Annotated in this window: 15 protein-coding genes; 3 read left to right on the top strand and 12 right to left on the bottom strand. The window is 49.9% G+C overall.

Annotation, left to right across the window (positions count from 1 at the left end):
* Positions 1–334: 334 nt before the first annotated feature.
* The 3 genes from QM717_RS07130 to QM717_RS07140 form a co-directional block, all read right to left on the bottom strand.
* Positions 335–2,074 (bottom strand): OmpA family protein, encoded by a 1,740-nt coding sequence (locus QM717_RS07130; RefSeq protein WP_415036293.1) that lies wholly within the window; start codon positions 2,072–2,074, stop codon positions 335–337.
* A 159-nt stretch (positions 2,075–2,233) separates the two neighbouring features.
* On the bottom strand, positions 2,234–3,157 hold the full coding sequence (locus QM717_RS07135; protein ID WP_415036289.1) for a type IX secretion system membrane protein PorP/SprF: 924 nt from the start codon (positions 3,155–3,157) through the stop codon (positions 2,234–2,236).
* A 66-nt stretch (positions 3,158–3,223) separates the two neighbouring features.
* Positions 3,224–9,829, bottom strand: coding sequence for a choice-of-anchor L domain-containing protein (locus QM717_RS07140; protein WP_415036295.1), 6,606 nt, complete (start codon positions 9,827–9,829; stop codon positions 3,224–3,226).
* Between the two features lie 170 nt (positions 9,830–9,999).
* Here QM717_RS07140 and hflX point away from each other — a divergent pair, with 170 nt between their 5' ends.
* A complete protein-coding gene (hflX, locus tag QM717_RS07145; protein ID WP_415036297.1) occupies positions 10,000–11,226 on the top strand; it encodes a GTPase HflX in 1,227 nt (408 codons plus the stop codon).
* 41 nt (positions 11,227–11,267) lie between these two features.
* On the opposite strand, the gene QM717_RS07150 is transcribed toward hflX, so the two are convergent.
* From QM717_RS07150 to QM717_RS07190, 9 genes are all read right to left on the bottom strand, one after another.
* Positions 11,268–12,200 carry a DUF3078 domain-containing protein gene (locus QM717_RS07150; RefSeq protein WP_415036299.1) on the bottom strand — a complete coding sequence of 311 codons (933 nt, stop codon included), beginning with the start codon at positions 12,198–12,200 and terminating at the stop codon, positions 11,268–11,270.
* 69 nt (positions 12,201–12,269) lie between these two features.
* Positions 12,270–12,782 carry a DUF2480 family protein gene (locus tag QM717_RS07155; RefSeq protein WP_415036301.1) on the bottom strand — a complete coding sequence of 171 codons (513 nt, stop codon included), beginning with the start codon at positions 12,780–12,782 and terminating at the stop codon, positions 12,270–12,272.
* A 5-nt stretch (positions 12,783–12,787) separates the two neighbouring features.
* The gene (locus QM717_RS07160; protein ID WP_415036303.1) at positions 12,788–13,111 is read right to left on the bottom strand and encodes an SUF system Fe-S cluster assembly protein; all 324 of its coding nucleotides are present in this window, start codon (positions 13,109–13,111) and stop codon (positions 12,788–12,790) included.
* A gap of 6 nt (positions 13,112–13,117) precedes the next feature.
* Entirely contained in the window at positions 13,118–13,543 is a 426-nt protein-coding gene (locus tag QM717_RS07165; RefSeq protein ID WP_415036305.1) for a SufE family protein, read from the bottom strand.
* Positions 13,543–13,980 carry a hypothetical protein gene (locus QM717_RS07170; protein ID WP_415036307.1) on the bottom strand — a complete coding sequence of 146 codons (438 nt, stop codon included), beginning with the start codon at positions 13,978–13,980 and terminating at the stop codon, positions 13,543–13,545. The genes QM717_RS07165 and QM717_RS07170 overlap by 1 nt, the downstream gene beginning before the upstream one ends.
* Before the next feature lie 10 nt (positions 13,981–13,990).
* The gene (locus QM717_RS07175; protein WP_415036309.1) at positions 13,991–15,205 is read right to left on the bottom strand and encodes an aminotransferase class V-fold PLP-dependent enzyme; all 1,215 of its coding nucleotides are present in this window, start codon (positions 15,203–15,205) and stop codon (positions 13,991–13,993) included.
* A 78-nt stretch (positions 15,206–15,283) separates the two neighbouring features.
* Positions 15,284–16,444 carry a hypothetical protein gene (locus QM717_RS07180; protein WP_415036311.1) on the bottom strand — a complete coding sequence of 387 codons (1,161 nt, stop codon included), beginning with the start codon at positions 16,442–16,444 and terminating at the stop codon, positions 15,284–15,286.
* Positions 16,428–17,423, bottom strand: coding sequence for a DUF2157 domain-containing protein (locus tag QM717_RS07185; RefSeq protein WP_415036313.1), 996 nt, complete (start codon positions 17,421–17,423; stop codon positions 16,428–16,430). Before QM717_RS07185 ends, QM717_RS07180 begins: the two co-directional genes overlap by 17 nt.
* A 12-nt stretch (positions 17,424–17,435) precedes the next feature.
* A complete protein-coding gene (locus tag QM717_RS07190) occupies positions 17,436–17,873 on the bottom strand; it encodes a hypothetical protein (RefSeq protein WP_415036315.1) in 438 nt (145 codons plus the stop codon).
* Between the two features lie 103 nt (positions 17,874–17,976).
* Here QM717_RS07190 and QM717_RS07195 point away from each other — a divergent pair, with 103 nt between their 5' ends.
* Together QM717_RS07195 and QM717_RS07200 are read left to right on the top strand one after the other, a co-directional pair.
* The gene (locus QM717_RS07195) at positions 17,977–19,320 is read left to right on the top strand and encodes a serine hydrolase domain-containing protein (protein WP_415036317.1); all 1,344 of its coding nucleotides are present in this window, start codon (positions 17,977–17,979) and stop codon (positions 19,318–19,320) included.
* Positions 19,317–20,291 (top strand): XAC2610-related protein, encoded by a 975-nt coding sequence (locus QM717_RS07200; RefSeq protein ID WP_415036319.1) that lies wholly within the window; start codon positions 19,317–19,319, stop codon positions 20,289–20,291. Before QM717_RS07195 ends, QM717_RS07200 begins: the two co-directional genes overlap by 4 nt.
* Positions 20,292–20,479: the final 188 nt, after the last annotated feature.

The raw sequence follows: 20,479 nt of genomic DNA on the forward strand, positions 1-20,479 counted from the left end.
ATATAGTTTTGTAAATTTTTGAGTTCCAAATTTAACAAAATTTATGAAACCGTTAAGACAAAATTACTTTTTAACTTTTTTCTGTTAATAAATGCACTGACAGTAAGGAAAATAAGTTCCTGATTTTGACGTTTTCGACTTTTTTTGGCATCCGCTTCCTCGTCCCTCGTCGGCGCCGGGCTGTCCGCGGCACACGGTGCCCTGCTGCCATCCCTGATGCGGCTCCCGGTTTCCAATAAACCACCGAGTTCGATTTAACCCTACAATAATCCAATAAAAAAACCTCCCATACAGGAGGTTTTGTGTTATGATTGCGTTATGATTGTGTTTCCGATTACTTGACAATCAGGAACTCGCTGCGTCTGTTCTGTGCATGCTGCTCCTCCGTGCAGTTCTCCCCGCAGTCGGCCTTAGGCTCGGATTCCCCGAAGCCCTTGCCGGTGATCCTGCTCTTGGCGATACCCTTGGAGATCACGTACTGGACCGTGCTCTTGGCACGTCGGTCGGACAAGGCAAGGTTGTACGCGTCCGAACCGCGGTTGTCCGTGTGCGACTTGGCCAATATCGTCAAGTTCGGGTTCGACTTCATCACCTGAACCAGCTTGTCCAGCTCGAAGGCACCCTCGCGCGTGACGTTAGACTTGTTGAACTCGAAGAAGATCGGGTTCAAAACGATCTCCGTTTCCTTGACGATCGTCTCGATAGGCTGCAATTTGGCCTCGACCCTCTGGTCGCCGCCGTCCTGCTTCTTCACGGGGAAGCCCGCTCCCTCGTAGCCGTCCTTCGAGGCCTGGATCGTGTACTCGCGGTTGCACTCCACACGATAGGTCACCTCGCCCTTGGCGTTGGACTGCTCGGTGGCGATCACGTTCTTCCTGTCGTCAACGATAGACACCGATGCATTGGCAAGGATGTTGCCCGTCTTGGCGTCGGTAACCACCGTCAGCAACTGCACCCCGCAGATCGGGCTCACCACGAAGATGTCGTCGTTGCCGTTGCGGTTGCTCGAGAGGAAACCTGTCTTCCTTTGCTTGTTGAACGTAAAGGCGAAGTCGTCCTTCTCGGTGTTGACCGGCTTGCCAAGGTTGGTGGCTTCCGTATTCTTCTGCAAATCGGCCTGGAACACGTCGTAGCCGCCCAGTCCGGGACGTCCCGCCGAGGCGAAGAACAGCACCGTGCCGTCATCCGATATGTAAGGGAAGCTCTCGGCCCCCTCGGTGTTGATGTTCTTCCCAAGGTTCTCCGGCTTGCCGTAGCTGCCGTCCGAACCTATCGATACCTTCCAGATGTCGGTGGCTCCGGTAGAGCCCATAGAGCCCGGCATGTTCGAGGAGAAATACAGCGTCTTGCCGTCCCTCGACAGGCTCGGGTTGGCGCAAGAGTAGGTCTTGTCGTTGAACGGAAGCGGCGTGATATCGCCCCACTTGTCCCCCTGCTTGGTCGCCTTGAAAAGGTATACCTGCCCGAACTTGGCGTTGAGTTTCTTGTTCTTTTCCGATTCCTTCTCCTTGAAGCTCTCGCTAGAGAAGTACATCGTGTTGCCGTCGGCCGAGATCGTCACGGGGCCGTCGTGCCACTTCGAGTTGAGTTCCGATACCGTTCCGGCGTTGGTGATCGTACCGTCGTCGTTGTAGTCGGCGCGGTAGATGTCAAGGTAAGGTTCCTCGTTCCAGCCGTAGTCCTTGCGCGCGCCGTTGCGGGCTGAGGCGAACCATACGCTCTTGTCGTAGAGCACCGCGGCGAAGTCCGACTTGTCAGAGCTCACATCAGAGGGCTTGACCTCATAGAGCTTGCTCTTGTCAAGCAATCTCGGGACATAGTTCGGGTTCTCGTTGAACGCCTTGGCACGCTGGTCCCCGGGGGCCATCTGCGCGAAGGTCCTCATCTGCTTGTTCGACTCCTCGTACTTGCCGTTGGCCTTGAGCATCTGCGCGTAGCGGTAGTAGATCTCCGCGTCCTGCTTCTGCTCGGTCGCCTTGGCGTACCACCTGGCCGCCTCGGCCGTGTTGAACATGTTGTAGTACGTGTCGGCTAGCTGAAGGTAGACGTAGTTGTCGGCCTTGCCCTTGTCCACAAGCTTCAGGTATTCCTGGGCCGCGTCGACGTATTCGTACTTCTCGAAAGAGCTTGTCCGCCTTCTGGGTGTCCTTGTTCTGTGCAGAAAGGGTGGCTCCCGCCAGGGCGAATATCAATGCTGTATATAGATTTTTCATGTGCTATGCTGCTTTTTGGGTTAGAAATAACGTGGCGAACGCGATACCTTCTTCGGGAAGTTCAAATCGAACAAAAGGATGAACTCGTGCGAGGAAGGGGTGGTCACGTTAAGGTCCGAGATGATGTGGTCGTAGGCGTAGCCAAGCTTCAGGTTCGGGGTGATGTTGTAGCCCACCATACCGCCGAAGCTGTCCTCGAGCCTATAGGTAACCCCAAGCTCGAACTTCTCGAAGAACAAGGCGTTGACCGAGGCGTCGAAAGAGACCGGCGCGTCGAAGGCGCTCTTGACCATCGCGAACGGCTTGAGCTTGGTGTTCGGGGAGAGATCGAACACGTAACCCCCCGTCAGGAAGTAGTGCAGGCTCTCGGTACCGAACTTGCGGCCGTTGTAATCCAGGTGCGTGCTCTTGAGCATGTTGGGCACCGAAAACGCAACGTAGTACTTCTGCGTGTAGTAGAAAAAGCCCGCACCCACGTTCAAAAACGTGTTGCTGGTGTCCTCGGCGAAGGCATCGTCGCCCGCATCCGGGACATAGCCGTTGCCGATCTTAGAGAAAAGGCCCACCTTGTGGAACGTAGCCCCGGCCTTCATACCGAAGGCAAGGCGGTGCTCCCCCCCAAGGTTAAGCGTATAGGAGATGTCGGCATAGGCGTTGGTCTCCTCCACCGGCCCGATCTGGTCGTTGATCAACGACAAACCGATACCGACGTTCTTGCCAACGGGCGTCGAGCCCGAGAAGGAGAACGTGGAAGGGGCGTCCTCGATGTCCACCCACTGCTTGCGGTACAAAAGACCGAAGGACATGTTCTCCTTAGAGCCGGCATACGCCGGGTTGATCACGTTCATGTTGTACATGTACTGCGTGTAGTGCGGATCCTGCTGCGCCGCGGCTTCCGAAAGACCCAATACAAGCAAGAGGGCCGCGAAATAGATTTTCTTCATGTGTGTATGTTTTGTGCCCAACGCCCCGGTCCCATAAGACCGGGGGAAAGGCTTTTCCTTATTCTCTTATTTTACTCGGTTTATGTAAATCCAGCCCGTGGTGTTCTCGACCCCGTCGCGTTCGATCACGTAGAAGTACGTACCGTCCGGAAGCTCGTTGCCGTTGTCCGACTGGCCGTACCACTCGCGGGAGTAGTTCGTCTTGCTGTACACCTTGGTACCGTAACGGTTGAAGATCTCCAGCCTGCGGACATTGAGACCCGCAAGGTCGAAGAAATCGTTGTCTGATCCGTCACCAGGAGAAATACCGCGTTGGATCGTACAAGATATCGTAGTCACAAGAATGTCTTGGCTGTAGGAACACTGTCCCGAAGTTACGGTCAATCCATAGGTTCCGGTAGTGGTAACCACAAATGAAGCTTCGTCGGCGCCCGGTATCGGATCGCCTTGTGCGTCGGTCCAGGTATAGGTAACATCGTTTCCTAAATTGGTTCCTGGCGTAACGGTCAATACATATTCCAAGCCCACACATCCGCTGGCCAGGGTAAACGCCGGTTGTCCGATAACAGTTACCGAAAGCGTCTGCCCATTGGCACATTGCCCTGCATTAGGCGTAAATACGTAGCTTGATGTCCCTACGGTATCGGTGCTGACTACCGCCGGATTCCAAGTTCCGGTAATGCCCGTGGCGTCCGAAGTAGTTGGCAAGGTAAGTGGTGGTGAATCTTCACACAAAGGACCTACTGGTTCGAATCCAGGGTCGATCGGTTGATTGACTACCACAGTAATCGTGGTATTCACCGCGCATTGACCCGGTGCCGGTTCAAAGGTATAGGTTGTGGTTTGCGTATTGTTTACCGCCGGGGTCCAACTTCCATTGATTCCGTTGGTTGATTGCGTCGGCAACACGAAAGTTTCCCCTACACAGATTGGTCCGATGGCGGCAAAAAGCGGTACTTGTCCCGCAGGAAGTACAGTCACATTGACCGAGTAAGGAACGGCACATTGACCCAAGTCCGGTGTAAACACATACACCCCGCTGAGCGTATTGTCGATGAACGACGGACTCCAGCTTCCGGTGATTCCATTGTTGTCGGTTCCAGGGAGCACCGGAGGCGCATCGCCTGAACAGATGTTTCCGATGGCATTGAATACCGGAACGATATTCGGATTGGTCAAGATCAAATCGAAGGTGGTGACCTCGAAACAACCCACCGGATTCAACGTTACCCTAACATAAATGGTCTCTCCATTCGTACCCGTATAGGTGGTCGGGGTTTCGATATCCGCATCGAGGTTGTTGCTTTGGGCATCGGCCAAAGTATTGAAATACGTCAGCGTGTAATTTCCGCCAAGCGCACCCAAAATGACCGGTTCATTAACCGTCAGGTCAAAAGTTTCTACGCCATTCATGTCTGAATCGCACAACACCAAATCTGGCGCCTGTGTAGGTTGAACTGGGCTGTAGTATTCTACAATGACCGAGTCGGTTCCCATACATGTTGAATTGTTCAAATGCGCCTGAACCGTGTACGTTCCTTCATGGTCTACGGTCAATGTCGCTCCATTGGCACCATCGATCACCTGTTCGCCATCCAACCATACGAAAGTATAATCTGCAGGATCCAGGGTCGAGTTGATCACGACCGTTTGGCCTGAACAAACGGCATTACCCGTTTCTTCCAAAAGGTTATCCCCCAATTCGATGTCTCCGATTCCAAAACTGCCCCCTTTGAGGAACACCGCAGAATCGAGCGCATTATCCTGGAAGAACGGACCGAAGTCGGCAATCGCCAATTTAATGTGGTAAGCTTGGCCCGGCGTAACCTGAGAATAAGCCGTCAACGGGACGGTCACACCATTATAATTAATCGGAGCCTCGAGCGGGTTCAATCCCGGATCGAGATAGTAAGCCGCGAAATATTCCTCATTGGCCGATTCGCAGTTTTCATTGTACAACCCGTTGCGGATCGTGGTTACCGAAACCGGGATGTCGGTACTTGGCAATACCGCAAGATTCGTCGTTTCATTTGTACTCAAATTCGTCAACAAGAACGCGAATACATCCGAATACTGGCACTGGAATGTACCGTATTCTTCCGACGCGAAGATAAAGTCAAAGCTGATGCTGTCTGTAAGTGGCACGAAATCAAATTCGAGCGTCGTGGCATTTCCGGTGATTCCAGTGATGCCTTGGTCGGTCAGGACTTGCGCCAAATCAGGATCGCCCGGCCATTCCGGAATACCTTCACTCATGATGTTGGTGTTTGGACCCGGCGCCAAGTCGGCGTTTCCAGAAGTCAATACGATACCGTAATCGAATGGGAACGAAGATCCGTTTTTCTCAAAATAACCGATACCGTTGACCGAACCGAAATTGGTTCCTGTAGAATACGTAATGTTGGAGATGTTCGCACAGGTCGAATTGATCAATACGTCCTCGATCAACTGCACCGGTGTATAGGTTTCCGTATTCGAGGTAATCGGCGGCGGAATGGTTCCGATACAAATATTAAAAGTCGAGGTTTGGTTTGGCGTATCGGTCCAAGAATACACGCGGATGAAATAATGTCCGCCCGGTGTAAGACCCGTGGCGATACTCTGGTTGTCATCGCTGCAATAGATCTGCGTCATGTTGCCGCATTCGTCTCCTTGGTACAGGACGTGGAACAAATCTTCGGTCGAACCGGCCACGTTGGTCAGGTTGATGTTGTGTGCCGTGGTCACCGCGGTAAATTCGAACCAGACATCATCGTCGGCCGTACCGCCGCAATCTGTTGGCAATGCCGATGGCGTCGCACCGATGATGGTTCCAGAGGCAAACTCCGCACAAGACTGGTCGCCGTTAACCGGAACATGGATGGCTTCGTCGCACTCGTCGTTGGTGATGAGCGTGTTGAATGCTTTTGGTCCGCCCCAGTTGCTGATGTCGCTGTCCGAACAAAGCGCGCGTACATAAAATACGTAGGCTGTTCCTGATTCAAGAGCGACTGTAACCGGATTATCGGTGGTTAAGATAGCACCTGGGTAAGGTGGTGGCGTATTGGCTGGTGCAGTCGAGCCCGCAGGAAGTACGATGACTTCCCATGAAGTGGCCGTACCCGCTTCGGTCCAACTCAATTGAGCCGATGTTTCTGTGATTTCCAAAGCGTTGAGTTGAACTGGTCTTGGGCAAGTTGCCGGTACACAGTTGACTTCGCCTTCGAAAATAGTGGTTCCTTGCAGATCGAAACTGCCCGGTTCGAGGGTAAACACTGGATCGCCCGAGGCGTTTTCAATGCTCATGCCCACTTCTCCGGCAAAGTTTCCACCGTTATTCCAGAACACCGAGAAAGGAATGTTGTTACACAATGGAATGACTACTTCAATTGGGCCGGTTCCGCCGGTGAACTCGTTTCCGATCACCGCTACTGGAATGCCGTTTTGTAAAATCGTCATCGTGTTGCCGTTCCAGCCGTCACCGAAGGAATCGGTCATGGTAAAGGTATAGTCGCACACGTTGGCAGGCAAACAGATCTGTGTACCGAAATCGGCTCCGATGCTCCAGAAACTCTTATCGGTCTCTGAACATACCGAACGCACATAAACGGTATAGGAAGTAGCTGGGTCCAATGGACCATAAGTGTATGGATTTTGGTCTACGTTGATCCATCCCGGTGCACTCTGTATTGGTGGTGGCAAGGTAGAGGATTGGATCAAAATATCCCATGATCCAGATGGTGTCGGATTGTTTTCATCCCAAGTGATGGTCGCTGTAGTCAACGATGTGCTGGTAACCAGCACGCCAGTAGGAACCAAACAGGTTGGTGCGACGCACTCTCCTGTTCCTGAATATAAGGTTGTTCCCGGTTCGCCTGTGTTGAATGGTTTGTTGTAGATGGTCGCGCCGAGGAAGCTCGTTACTGAAACCCCTACTTCACCCGGGAAGTTTCCTTCATTGTTCCAGAACAATTCGAAAGCGACACCGTGGCACAAAGGCACTTGGACTTCGATTGGACCTGCTCCGTCTACAAAATCGGCACCGATCGTAGCGACCACAATGCCGTTTTGGAGGATGCTCATCGTGTTGCCATTCCAGCCGTCACCGAATGAATCGGTCAGCGTAAAGGTATAGTTACATTGTTCCGATGCCGGACAGACGGTCGTATTGGCCGAATGCGGTCCTGCCGGTACACTGATGTCTTCGCCTGGTATACAAACCGCGCGTACATAGAAATCATAAGCCGTCCCTTGGGTCAAATCGGTGTTGATGGTCACCGAGTTCGTACCAACTGGCAACCAAGTCGTCGGAACCGGATCTCCGTCCAGTACAATCGCGTATTCCCAAGCGGTTTCGGTTCCGCCGGCAGTCCAGGTGAAAGACAACGAAGTCAAATCGGCTGCCGTGGTTTGGATGTTGGTCGGTCTCGGACAAGTCGGTAAAGTTGTGAACGGCTCCGATGGCTCAGACCATGGGTTTTCGCCCGGTCCTGAACAAACCGCCCTTACATAAATGGTGTATTCGGTATCCGGATCCAATTGGGTGGTAAGCGTAAAGGTATTGTCGGTTCCTGGGATTCCTGTTACTGTTGGGGTTGTTCCCGCATCTGGAACTGGGTCACCCGCCTGGAGCGCATAGATTTCCCAGGTTACCGGTGCTGGCCCGTTAGGTACCCAGGCCACGATTACCCCGTTGGTGGTTGGTGTAGACCAAGTCACTTCGGTAGGTGGCAAACACAATGGGTTTTGGCAATCTACCGTTCCTGCGAAAATTTCTGAGTTTTGTGAAAAATCGCCAAATTCTTTTACGAAAATAACCTGTCCGAATGAGTTGATGACAGACAACCCGACTTCACCCGGGAAATCTCCACCCTCATTCCAGAACAACGTAAATGGTCCGTCACACAAAGGCACCGAAACGGTTACCGGTCCTTCGCCATCGGTGAATGTTGGTCCGAGTACTGCGATTGCCAATCCGTCCTGGATCACGCTGATGGTATTGCCATTCCAGCCATCGCCAAAGGCATCTACCAATTCAAACGTATAGTTACAACCGCTTGAGCAAGAAGTGGTGTTGAACAAATAAGGTCCCGCCCATTGGCTGAACGATACGCCATCAGGACACAGGGCTCTTACCCAATATTGGTAAGGTGTGCCGAGTTGCAAAGTCGTTCCTTCGGCGGTAAGCTCGGTCACTCCAAAATTGACATTAGTATCGGCTTGGATACCCGCAGTGGTAGGCACTGGGCTTCCGGCCGTCTGTACAAACACTTCCCATTGGGTCGCGTTGCCCGGATTTTGCCAAGAAAGGTTCGCGCTGTTTGGTCCTGTTCCCGTGGCGGACAATCCGGTCGGCGGGGCGCAGGTTACGTTCTGGATCAAGATGTTGTACGTGAAAGAAGGTGTGGCCATCGTCGACGACACTACTATATATATCGTACTGCCCGCCGTAACAGGCAAAGCAGGAATGCTTCTGACTCCGCCATTGCTGTTGGCGACACCTGCAATACAGTTGTTCCCGATGTCATCGCAGCTTGCGTAAACAAAAACCCCTGTGTTGGTATTGCCGAGCGGGTTCATTTCGATGCTGATCAGCCCGGTTGTGGTATCCGGCACCGTATACGAGTACACCACATCGTTTCCGGCCAGGTATTCGCCCGTCGTCCCGCAATTGGATCCCGGTGTGGTTTCATCGACGTTATTGCCTTGCTGGAGGGTATCTCCCGTATCGGAATAGGGCAATGGGGTTACTTCGATAGGACCCTCGCAAGTAGAGCCCAAAGGCGAGGTAATAAAGTTAAACGGCCCGGTCTGCAGACTCGATGAAGTCGAACACACCGAAGTCACATAAAACTGGTAAGCTGTATCCGGGGTCAAAGGTCCCGGAGGGCCTGATTGCAATGGAATCGTATAAGAATCTGTATTTCCTCCATCAGGAATACCTGTTACAATGGTCCCCGATCCCGGTAAAAATCCAGACGGTCCGTATTCAATCGTATAATTGGCCGCGTTGCCTTCCCAGGTAAGCGTGGCATTGTAAGCCGAAACATTGGTCACCCCAAATGTATCCGGTTCAAGACAGCGTTCCACGATGTGAACGTCGTCGATAAGCCAACGGTCACCCACCGTTTGGGCGTTTGGCTGGGTACAAACCTTCACAAAGGCAAAATACCGGTTGCCCGACATTCCCGTAAGGTTGATGATTTTTTCTTCATAATCCAATTGTGTAGGCGTAATGGTACTCAGTTGGGTTTCGGTGTACGTAACCAATACTTCGTAGGCGCCCAAGTTGCCTTGGTTGGCATCTGTTGAAACACGGATTTGATATACGGCGTTGCCATCATCCCCGGTCAAGGTTTGTCTGGTGAAAAAACGCAATTGTCGGTTGACATCGGTCACGTTAACCAGCGGTGTGATGAGCCATTCTTCGGCCAAAACACCAGGCCCGGTGTTCTCCCTGTTGACAAAAGCGGCTTTTACTCCGCCGTTGGCCGGATAAGTGCCCTGTGGATTGATTTCCCAATTGGGGGCTGCATTGACCCGGTTGTCTTTGACTAACCAGTTCCCGGAAGTCATGGTCCACACACCGGAACCATCCGGTGCTGCGGGAGCGGATTCGAAATCCTCATCGAGCTGTGCAAAGCCAGAAAAGGAGAGGAATCCCATTAAAATTAATAGGAAATTTTTTTTCATAAATGAAAATTTAGTTGGTTGTTATCGTTTTTGCAATTTTTGCCTCGCTAATTTAACAAAAATTATCAAACTTTTAAGATATTTTTAAATCATATGCTGAATTTAGTAATTTCGTTGAATTATCTATATTTCGCGCAGATTTTCATAGCTTTGTAAGCTCAATTTTTTGTATGCTAGAGAAAGAAAATACCAATTTTGAAAAGACCGTCATTGTCGGAATTGTCACCCAACACCAAAATGAGGAAAAATTATCCGAGTATTTGGATGAATTGGAATTCCTGACTTTTACCGCCGGCGGGGAAGTCGTCAAACGTTTTTGGCAAAAAATGGATCGTCCGAACCCGAAGACCTTCCTCGGTACCGGAAAAATGGACGAAATCAATTACTATGTCAAGGAAAATGGCGTTTCCACCGTGATCTTTGACGACGAATTGTCGCCCTCCCAACAGAAAAACATCCAACGCATCCTCAACTGCAAAATCCTCGACCGCACCAACCTCATCCTCGACATTTTTGCACAACGCGCCGAAACCTCCTACGCGCGTACGCAGGTCGAACTCGCGCAATACCAATATTTGTTGCCAAGACTTTCGGGCATGTGGACGCACCTGGAACGGCAACGTGGCGGTATCGGGATGCGCGGCCCGGGGGAAACCGAAATCGAGACCGACCGCCGTATCGTACGCGACCGCATCGCCTTGCTCAAGGACAAGATCAAGACCATCGACAAACAGATGTCGGTGCAACGCGGCAACCGTGGTGCCATGGTACGCGTGGCTTTGGTGGGTTACACCAACGTGGGAAAGTCTACGCTGATGAATGCCATCGGAAAGAGCGATGTATTTGTAGAAAACAAATTGTTTGCGACGCTCGACACGACGGTAAGAAAAGTAGTCATCAAGAATTTACCGTTTTTGCTTTCGGATACGGTGGGGTTCATCCGCAAGTTGCCGACGCAATTGGTCGAATCGTTCAAAAGTACGCTCGATGAAGTACGCGAAGCCGATTTGCTGTTGCACGTCGTCGATATCTCGCATCCTGATTTCGAGGACCATATCGAATCGGTCAACCAGATTTTAACCGACATCAAAAGCAATGACAAACCCATCATCATGGTGTTCAATAAAATCGACGCCTACAAACATTTGACCATTGAGGAAGATGATCTGATCACCGAAAAAACCAAGCGCCACTACACGCTCGACGAATGGAAACAAACCTGGATGTCGAATGTGGGCGCCGAAAATGCGCTGTTCATTTCAGCCACGAACAAGGAAAATTTCGAGGAATTCCGCGAGCGCGTCTACGAAGCCGTACGCCAGATCCACATCACGCGTTTCCCGTACAACAAGTTTTTGTATCCCGATTACAAGGACGCCACCGAAAAAGAAGATTAATAAAAAAAGCCCCTCTATTGTGAAGGGCTTTTTTATTTCGATTAATTCGTAAAGCTGTAATTGACGGCCAATCCGAACACCTGTCGCGTCTGGAATCCGCGGAAAGCGTTGTCATCGTAAATCGTCTGGAACGAAATATTGGTAGACAACACGCGGTTGATTTTCATGACCACGTTGAGTTGGTAATCCAGATCAACGTTCTGCGGGTCTTCGAGGTAATTCGAATACAAACTGATGATGTTTTCGAAAGTCACGTTGGTCATCAAAGCAAATTTGTAGTAACCCGAGGCATAAAAACCGAGCTCGTAGCGCATGCTGTTGCCGCGGTCCACGCCAAAATATTCGCCATCTACATATTCCTCAACCACCGGCAAACCTTCTTCAATCACCACACGGTCTTGCGTGAAACGGTTGTCCACAAAAGTCAATTTGGAAGTGGCCGGCGAAACATTGAACTTGAGGTTGTCGCTTTTCTTCCAGGCCATACCGGGACCGAAAGTCAGGTAACCCGGCGACAGGAAACGCGTATTTTCGGTTCTCGTTTCGGCGCCGAAATCATCTTTCCCGTATTCGTATCCTTTGGTGAACTGCGATTTGAAATTGAGGAAAAAAGAGTACGACCAATTTTCGAATGCCTTTTTACCGAGCAAGGAGTTGAATTCGAGGCGGTCATCGGTTTTCTTTTCGAACGGCGAATTGTTGGTCTTGACCAAACCATACGATCCGATGAATTTGTTGTCCCACGACCAATCGTCTTTCTTGTAATTGAGGTCGTAATTGAGCCCAATGGTTCCCGAAATGTTGTTCTCGCCCCCGGCCTGCCAATTGCTGAAGCTCGACTGGTTGAGCAACAACGAAAAATTCCCTTTAGATGTCCATGCTTTCGTGGTGTCTACAGCCGTGGCGACGGCCTCTTGGGCCTGGGCATGAAGCAGCCCCAGGAGCAAGATCGACAACGTTACAATTTTCTTCATTGGATAAAGCGTTAGTGTTTAGGAGGCAAAATTAAAAAACGCCCCGCTAATATTTTAACATTTGTGCGATTATTTGGCTTTTTTATACAGCGGGACGGCCGAACAGGCTTCCCCATACATGATGCTTTTGGCGATGGGTTGGAGCTTCTGCGCCGCCAATACATAGGCGCTCATCGGTACCGGTTTTTTCGAGCAGCCCTTGATGATAACCGGTTTGTCCTGATAGGGTGAATAGTCGAGCGTGGGCAGGATTTCTTCATACAACGCCACGTCGATGGCCTCGAGCTTTCCGTCGACGATTTTTTTGGCGTACGGCGTCAGATGCACCGTCACCAAAATCGAAGCCCAGGCCGGGACGATCGCGTCGGTACTGCAATGCACGGCCACATACGCTCCCTGGTATTGGCTCCAGTCGTGGTTCTTGAGCTGCTGGCGGAAATCCTTCTCGCGCAGCAAAAAACCTTCGAAAAGCCATTGCGAAATATCAAGCGCGACGCGTGGGCCTTTCGGATAATAATCCTCGAGGTCAAACACTTCTAGCGCGCTGCCCGCCACGCGGTTGATGATTGCTTCTTCTTCCATCTGGATTACAACATACCGAGTTCGAGTTTGGCTTCTTCGCTCATCAAATCCTTGCTCCACGGCGGATCGAAGGTGATTTCGACTTCGGTGTCCTTTACGTTTTCGATCGCCTTGATCTTTTCTTCGACCTCGCGCGGCAAACTTTCGGCTACCGGGCAGTTCGGAGAGGTCAGCGTCATCAGGATCTTGACCTCATAATCAGTGTTGACCATGACGTCATAGATGAGCCCGAGTTCGTAAATGTCGACCGGGATTTCCGGATCGTAAATCGTTTTGAGTTTTTTGACGATCTGCTCGCCAAGTGCATTGGTGTCTATTTCTTGTTCCATGGTGCTTTATTTTTGTGATTGGAAGGCCAGCGCGTACATCTTGATTTGTTTCACCATCGAAACCAAACCGTTGGCACGCGTGGGCGATAAATGTTCCTTGAGTCCTATCTGGTCGATAAAATCGGTATTGGCTTCTAGAATGTCGGCGGCTTTCTGGTGCGAAAATACGCGGATCAGGATGGCGATGATGCCTTTGGTCAAAATCGCATCGCTGTCGGCCGAAAAAACCACCTTGCCGTCCTGCTCCTGGCCATGCAACCAGACTTTCGACTGGCAGCCCTTGATGATGTTCGCATCGGTTTTGTATTGGTCGTCGATCATGGGCAGCGTTTTCCCGAGGTCGATGACGTATTGGTAACGCTCGTCCCAGTTCTCGTCGTCAAACATCGAAAACTCGTCGACAATTTCTTCCTGTATTTCGGCTATGGTCATTATTCGTCTTTTTTGGCGAGTGACAGTATTTTGTTGACCAATGGGGCAATTTCCGCCGGGGGTTGTCCGTGGTCAAAACCGGTCGTCTCATAGGTTTTGTTCTGGTAGGTTACCCTGAGATTGGCAATCGCGGCCCCGTCGTAATAGCGTTTTTCGGTCGGTGCCTTGAGGTCCTGCAATTTCTTGAGGTCTACCTTTTGGAATTCTGAAATCAATTCTTTCCATTTGGCATCAGCAATCTTTTCGGCTTGGGGTGCATCCTCGCTTTTGCGGTTTCGGGTATTGGTGACCATCTGGTCCTTGATGGTGATTTTTTGGTAAAAACCGCGCGTATTGGCTTCATATTCGACGACCGCCGTGGCTAAATCTTGGCTTGTGTCGCCACCACATCCTTTGGCCAGAAAGAGGGTCAAAAAAAATAGGGATAGTGCTTTCATGGTGTTTGATTTAAGACAACATGGTTTTGGCCTTGATTACCGCCTCGATCATGCTGTCGATTTCTGCTTTGGTATTGTAAAATGAGAACGAGGCGCGCACGGTTCCCGGAATGCCAAAAAACTGCATCACCGGTTGCGCGCAATGGTGTCCGGTCCTGACGGCAATTCCCATTTTGTCGAGTATGGCGCCCACATCATACGGATGGATGCCCTCTATATTAAACGAAATTACGGAAGTTTTCTGCTCCCCCGTTCCATAAATTTGGAGTCCTTCGATTTCGAGCAGCCGTCGGGTTCCATAATCCAACAACTCTTTTTCCTGCCGCTGGATGTTCTCAAACCCGATCGAATTCAAATAATCGATGGCTGTTCCCAATACAATTCCTCCGGCGATATGCGGCGTCCCGGCTTCAAACTTGTGCGGCAATTCGGCATAGGTCGTTTTCTCGAAAGTGACTTCCTTGATCATCTCGCCCCCGCCCATATAAGGCGGCAATGCGTTGAGCCATTTTTCTTTTCCGTATAAAATCCCGGTTCCGGTTGGCCCGCAGATTTTGTGTCCCGAAAACGCATAAAAATCACAGTCCAATTTCTGCACATCGGGTTTCAAATGCGGGGCAGCCTGTGCGCCGTCGATAAAGACCGCCGCACCGAAACGGTGCGCCTTTTCGATCATTTCCGCAATCGGGTTGATGGTGCCGAGTGCGTTCGAAATATGATTTACCGTTACGATTTTTGTTTTTCCCGAAAGCAATTGCTCGTAGTCGGCCATTATGAGTTCGCCTTTTTGATTCATCGGGATGACTTTGAGGACGGCTCCGGTCTTTTCGCACAACATCTGCCAAGGCACAATGTTGCTGTGGTGTTCCATGGCCGAAACCAGTACCTCATCGCCCGGTTTCAAGATCGAGGCGAAACCGTGGGCGACCAGATTCACGCCTTGGGTCGTGCCCGAGGTAAACAAGACTTCGTGGGCAAATTCGGCATTGAGGTGTTTTTGTATTTTTTTTCGGGATTCTTCGTAGGCATCGGTGGCGAGCTGGCTCAATTTGTGCACGCCGCGGTGGATGTTGGCATTGATTTCCTGGTAGTACTTCGCAATCGCATCAATGACCACTTGGGGTTTTTGTGCCGTCGCGCCGTTGTCGAAGTAAACCAGCGGTTTGCCGTTTACTTTTTGGGTCAAAATCGGGAAATCGGCCCTGATGGTATTTAGGTCTAGCATTTTATTTAGAAAAATTCTACACAAAAGTACTAAACTTGGCCCGTATAATTCTGAATATTATGTTATTTGTTTGGCCGCTTAAAAGGTCTCGCTCGAACCGCCGCCACTGAATCCGCCGCCGCCAAAAGTCATGCCGCCATCAGCAGCAGGTGGTGCCTTGACGCCAATCTGCGAATTGACCAGAATGGCCTGGGCGTACAGCAAGGTATTTTTGTCCGAATTGCGGTCGGGCGAAAAGGTAATCCCGGACTCCCTGTGCTTCAATTTCCGGATGCAAAAATAGGTTCCCGCAAAGAGCAGGATTCCGCCTAAAATGAGCGCCACTTCGGCCGGAATCACGCTGTAATAATACCGAATCGTGAGGATCGAACACGCCAGGCACAGCATCCCGATGATCAGCATTTCCCGGCTTTTGGATTGAAGTGAATACCAAATGTACAGCACCGGAATGGCAAAAGTCAGGAAATAAAACACAAATGCAAACGGAATGTCGTGCTGGGCATCGACGACCAAATGCAACATGTCTACCGACAATTCGCGTACGACCAAATAATTGATCGACACATAGCCCAAAACCAGACTGAAGATCCTGAGCATACGCAACGCATACTTGTAAAAATAAAGTCTCGGATTTTTAGCCAGCCTGTGGTGGGCGGCATACATCGCCATGGCGAGCAGCAAACCGACAAACGGCATGAACAATTCGGGGATGATTTTGAGTTCGAAAGACAAACAGCAGAAAAATCCAACGATTCCGACCAATCCTACCAAAGCCGCCATCGTATTGACATAACGCACGCAACAAAAAAAACCGACCAGTATCATTGCGAAAAAAGCCAGCGTCACGTTTTCCATTGCGACACCGATGGCCGTGCAAAACAACAATTGGAATCCGAGGATGAACACGTCGTCAAGGCCGTAACCGTAGTAATTCCGCGACGAAAACAATTCGCTGCCGCCCAATCCGACGAAAGCGTACACAAAAATCATCGCCTTGTATGCCTGTTCCATAAAACTGAGCCCAAACAACGAAATCACGCCCACGATTGACGAATACAGGAAAATCCCGAGCAACCCGAAGCCAATCCGGATCAACATATTGCTTTGCGTCTTGAGCCGGAACGTTTGGAGCTTGGCTGCTTTGTATTGCTCCTCGGAAATGAATTTCCCGTCGCGCAAACTTTTGGCATTTTCGATCAAAAAGGTGTTGGCCAGTAATTCTTTATTCAGCGCTATCATTGGTCTTGCGATTAAATTGTCTGATGGAACGGATGAACAAAAAGATCAAACCGATTACATAAACCGGCGAAACGAGCGTGATCAATTCAAAAATTTCATAGGCTTCGATGAGCATGATGGCCCGGAACAATAAAATATTGAAACCGATGTAGGCATACAGCAGCACGAAAACAAAAACGGTCGTCGACCGCAACCTGTGGCTTTTCCAATAAAAATAAACCGTCGAGGCTGCGAGGAAAAAAGCATAGCGGAACCAAAAATCGCCCACCATTCCGGTAAGGCTGCAAATCCCGATCAGGTGTTGGGCGAAACAGATGAAAATAAGCGCAAAGTGGTTTTTGATCTGTGTTCTTTCGGAATATTCCGTCCAAACAATCAGCAGCAATCCCAACGCGATGCCGTAATAAAACAACGCCGGATTTTCAAAAAAGTGGTTCTCGAGCAAAGCCTGTGGCGTAATGGTGATGCCGATGGCCGCCGCGAGTCCGGTGATGCCGATCGACAAGGCGCTTCGGTTGTCGAAATAATAAGCCGAGGCCAGTGCGATGAAGGCTGAAATATAAGTCGGTACGCTCAAATGGCTTCCAAAAGGATGGTATTGGAATTGTAAATAGCCGATGAAAATACAGCTCAAAATCGTCGCAAGCAAGACCAAATAGTCATACACCGGATTGTCGAAACTGATTTCCTCCGGACTGAATCCCGGCGATTTCTTAAAGCAGCAATAATAACAACCCACGCAAACCGCCAGCAACAAGGCCAAAATAATTGTATGCCCAATCGTATCGATATTCTTGTAAATCACGATTCCGGCTCCGGCCGTAAACAGCAAAACCGAAGCGTAAAGCAGGAATTGCAGTTCGTTGTGCAGTGAAAAGATGCCGAGCGAGCGATAGGCTTTTACATCGGCCAGTTCTTTGTCGGTAATGAGGTTCTCATCGTAGAGTCTTTGGGCGGTTTGTTCTTTGTCTGGTTCCATAAGTCATTGTATTCATGCCATCATGGGCGCACCTTGTTCTTTCATTCTGTTGATCAATTCCTGTTGGTCAATCTGGCGATCCGAAAGGTATTCCTGTGACCAGTCCGACGGTTTGGCGTTGCTCCTCATTTGGTTTTGGGTCATTTGTGCCACATCAATCCCAAAAATGGACGCCACAAAGTCGCGGTAATGGTAAACCGACAAATCATCGTCCTTGATCATTTCGAAAGCCTGCAACAAATCGGTGTAATTTGTCGTTTGCATCAAATGCGGCAATCTAACGACTAAGTCCTGTGCGACACTGCTTTGGGACACACGAAAAATCGCTGCTATGATGGTGGGCTTAGGGTGGGCTTGCAATTCATCCGCGAAAGCCGGTTCGAGCGGCAATCCGGTATGGTACAGGTGATGCCTCATGTCCAAAACCAGTTGTTTCAACGGATGCGCCATGGTTTTAATGCATTGTCAATCAAATATACATCGTTTTGCATTTCGGTTGTAAAATATGTTAATGTTTTTTTAATTTTACCAATTCATAATCATCTCTCAATCAATGAAAAAAAGATACTGGTTTTTGGTCATCGCCGTTACCGTTTTGGCGGCTGCGGTCTATATAAATTACCCCAAACTTGACCTGATTTCGGGTTTTGCGGCCAAAAGTGTGGCCTCCGGTCATTTTGCCGATGGCCGTACCTTGCAGATGATCGAGGAAGGCGACAACGACATCCCGCTGGTCGATTTGGCGATGAATGCCATCGATGAAAAGAACAAATGGGCAACGGCTTCGGTCTTCGGACTCAAGACGCGCAAGGCCATTTGGCGTGACGGGCTCGGTGCGATGCTCGTGGACGATGATTTCGATGCGAGCAAGCCTTACAACATTCCCAAAAGGAATACCGTAAAAAACAACCTGGCTTTCCCGTATGGCGATGCAGAGCCCAAGGACACCTTTTTTGAGAACGTCAACTACGGCAAACTGCAGAAAGCCGTGGATGAGGCATTCGACCATTCGACCGAAAAATTCAAGCGTACGCGGTCGGTTTTGGTCGTTTACAAAGACCACATCATTGCCGAAAAATACGATCCCGGATTCAATAAAAAATCAAAGATTTTGGGCTGGTCGATGACCAAAAGCCTGACCGCGACTTATTTCGGAATTTTACAAAAACAGCACAAATTCGACATCTTCAAACCGGCCCCGATTGCCGAGTGGAAAAAAGACAAGCGCGCCAAAATCACGACCAATGATTTGCTGCACATGAACAGCGGACTCGAATGGGACGAAAATTACGAAACCATTTCCGATGCGACCACGATGTTGTTCCTCTCCAAGGACATGACCAAAGTACAGCGTGGCAAATGCGCGGCCTTCCAGCCCAACCAAAATTGGAATTATTCGTCGGGAACGACCAACCTGCTTTCGGGTATTTTGCGCAAACAATTCAAGACACACCAGCAATACCTCGATTTCTGGTATTCGTCTTTGATCGACAAGATCGGGATGCAATCGATGTTCATCGAAACCGATATGTCGGGCAATTACGTGGGTTCTTCTTATGGCTGGGCCACCACACGCGACTGGGCTAAATTCGGTTTGCTTTATTTGCACAAAGGCAACTGGAAAGGCGAACAACTGTTCAATCCGAGTTGGGTGAACTATGTGACCACGCCGACCAAAGGTTCCGATGGCCGTTATGGGGCGCATTTCTGGCTCAACAAAGGCGGCTATTATCCCGATGCGCCACGCGATCTGTATTCGGCCAACGGCTTCCAGGGACAGCACGTTTTTATCATTCCTTCCAAAGATTTGGTGATTGTAAGGATGGGGCTCAAGGAAAATCCGGGATTCGATTTCAACCATTTTTTAAAGGAAATCAGCGGAAGTGTCAAAGGATGAAACCGATCATATGGACATCGCTGTGCGTCCTGATTCTGGCATGCCAACGCGAAACGCCGTCCAAACAACCTTCTGTCGTCAGGACCGGGCATTATGTTTCTAACCACTGGAAATATTTCCGTCTTTACTTCAAGGATTCGTTGGTCTCGGGCTATCGGTTTGACACCTCGTCACGGACGCAAATAGACAGCGTTTTTGGCACTGTGACCGATTCCATCCGGTGGGAAAACGTCGATTTTTCGAACGGGGCTTTGTATTGGCCGCAATCGGGTGTAGTGCGCAAGAACGGCGATATTTTTTTCGGGAAAGATTCGATGCTGCTCGAGAAAATCCCGAAAAAGATTTTCGACAGCGTCGTCAACAATGCCTTTCATCCCAAGCTGATAGACCGCGATACCACATTGATTCGAGGCAATTTCAAATTACATGTAAAAGTCCTCAATTACGACCCAAAGGATTACAGCGGGATTTCCATCGTCGACATCACAGACCGGAAAAGCGGACGGCTGGTGCAGACGATCGAGTCGAACCAATTTGTTTTTCATGGCGACATCGATGTTTACTATGCCGATTACAATTTTGACCGCCGCAAAGATTTGGCGTTTTGTATTGGAAACATGGGCAGTTACGGCACAATCATCAATGACTATTTTTTATATGACGCGGCCCAAAAACAATTTGTCTACAGTGAGGATTTGGGTAGCATCGCGGGTCATCTCGGTGTAGAATGGGACCATAAAAACCAACGCATTATTTCCGATAGCCGTGGCAGTTGCTGTAGCCATTATAAGGATGCCTACAAAATCATCAACGGGAAATTCGTCAAGGTCAAAAAGATGTCGGTCGTCATGGACAACCAAGAAAACGACGTGGTTGAAATACAGACCTTAAAAAATGGAAAATGGCACAAAACGACACGCACCTACAACGAAGAACAATTCAAAAAAGCACGCATTTATGAAGGCTTTTAAATGAAAAAACCCGATGTTTTCCATCAGGTTTTTTTATGTTTAAATACCCTAGCACCGACAGAAACAGAAATCCTTTTGCATTTGATATTAAGAGGAGGACTGCCTGTGGCAGTCAGGTAGATCTTAAAATGCGAAAGATTACCTTCGGTCAGTTCGGCCTCGGGCCTCGGGTGCAGTGGATAGCGGGA

The sequence above is a fragment of the Flavobacterium sp. genome, assembly GCF_047602195.1.
GTDB lineage: Bacteria > Bacteroidota > Bacteroidia > Flavobacteriales > Flavobacteriaceae > Flavobacterium.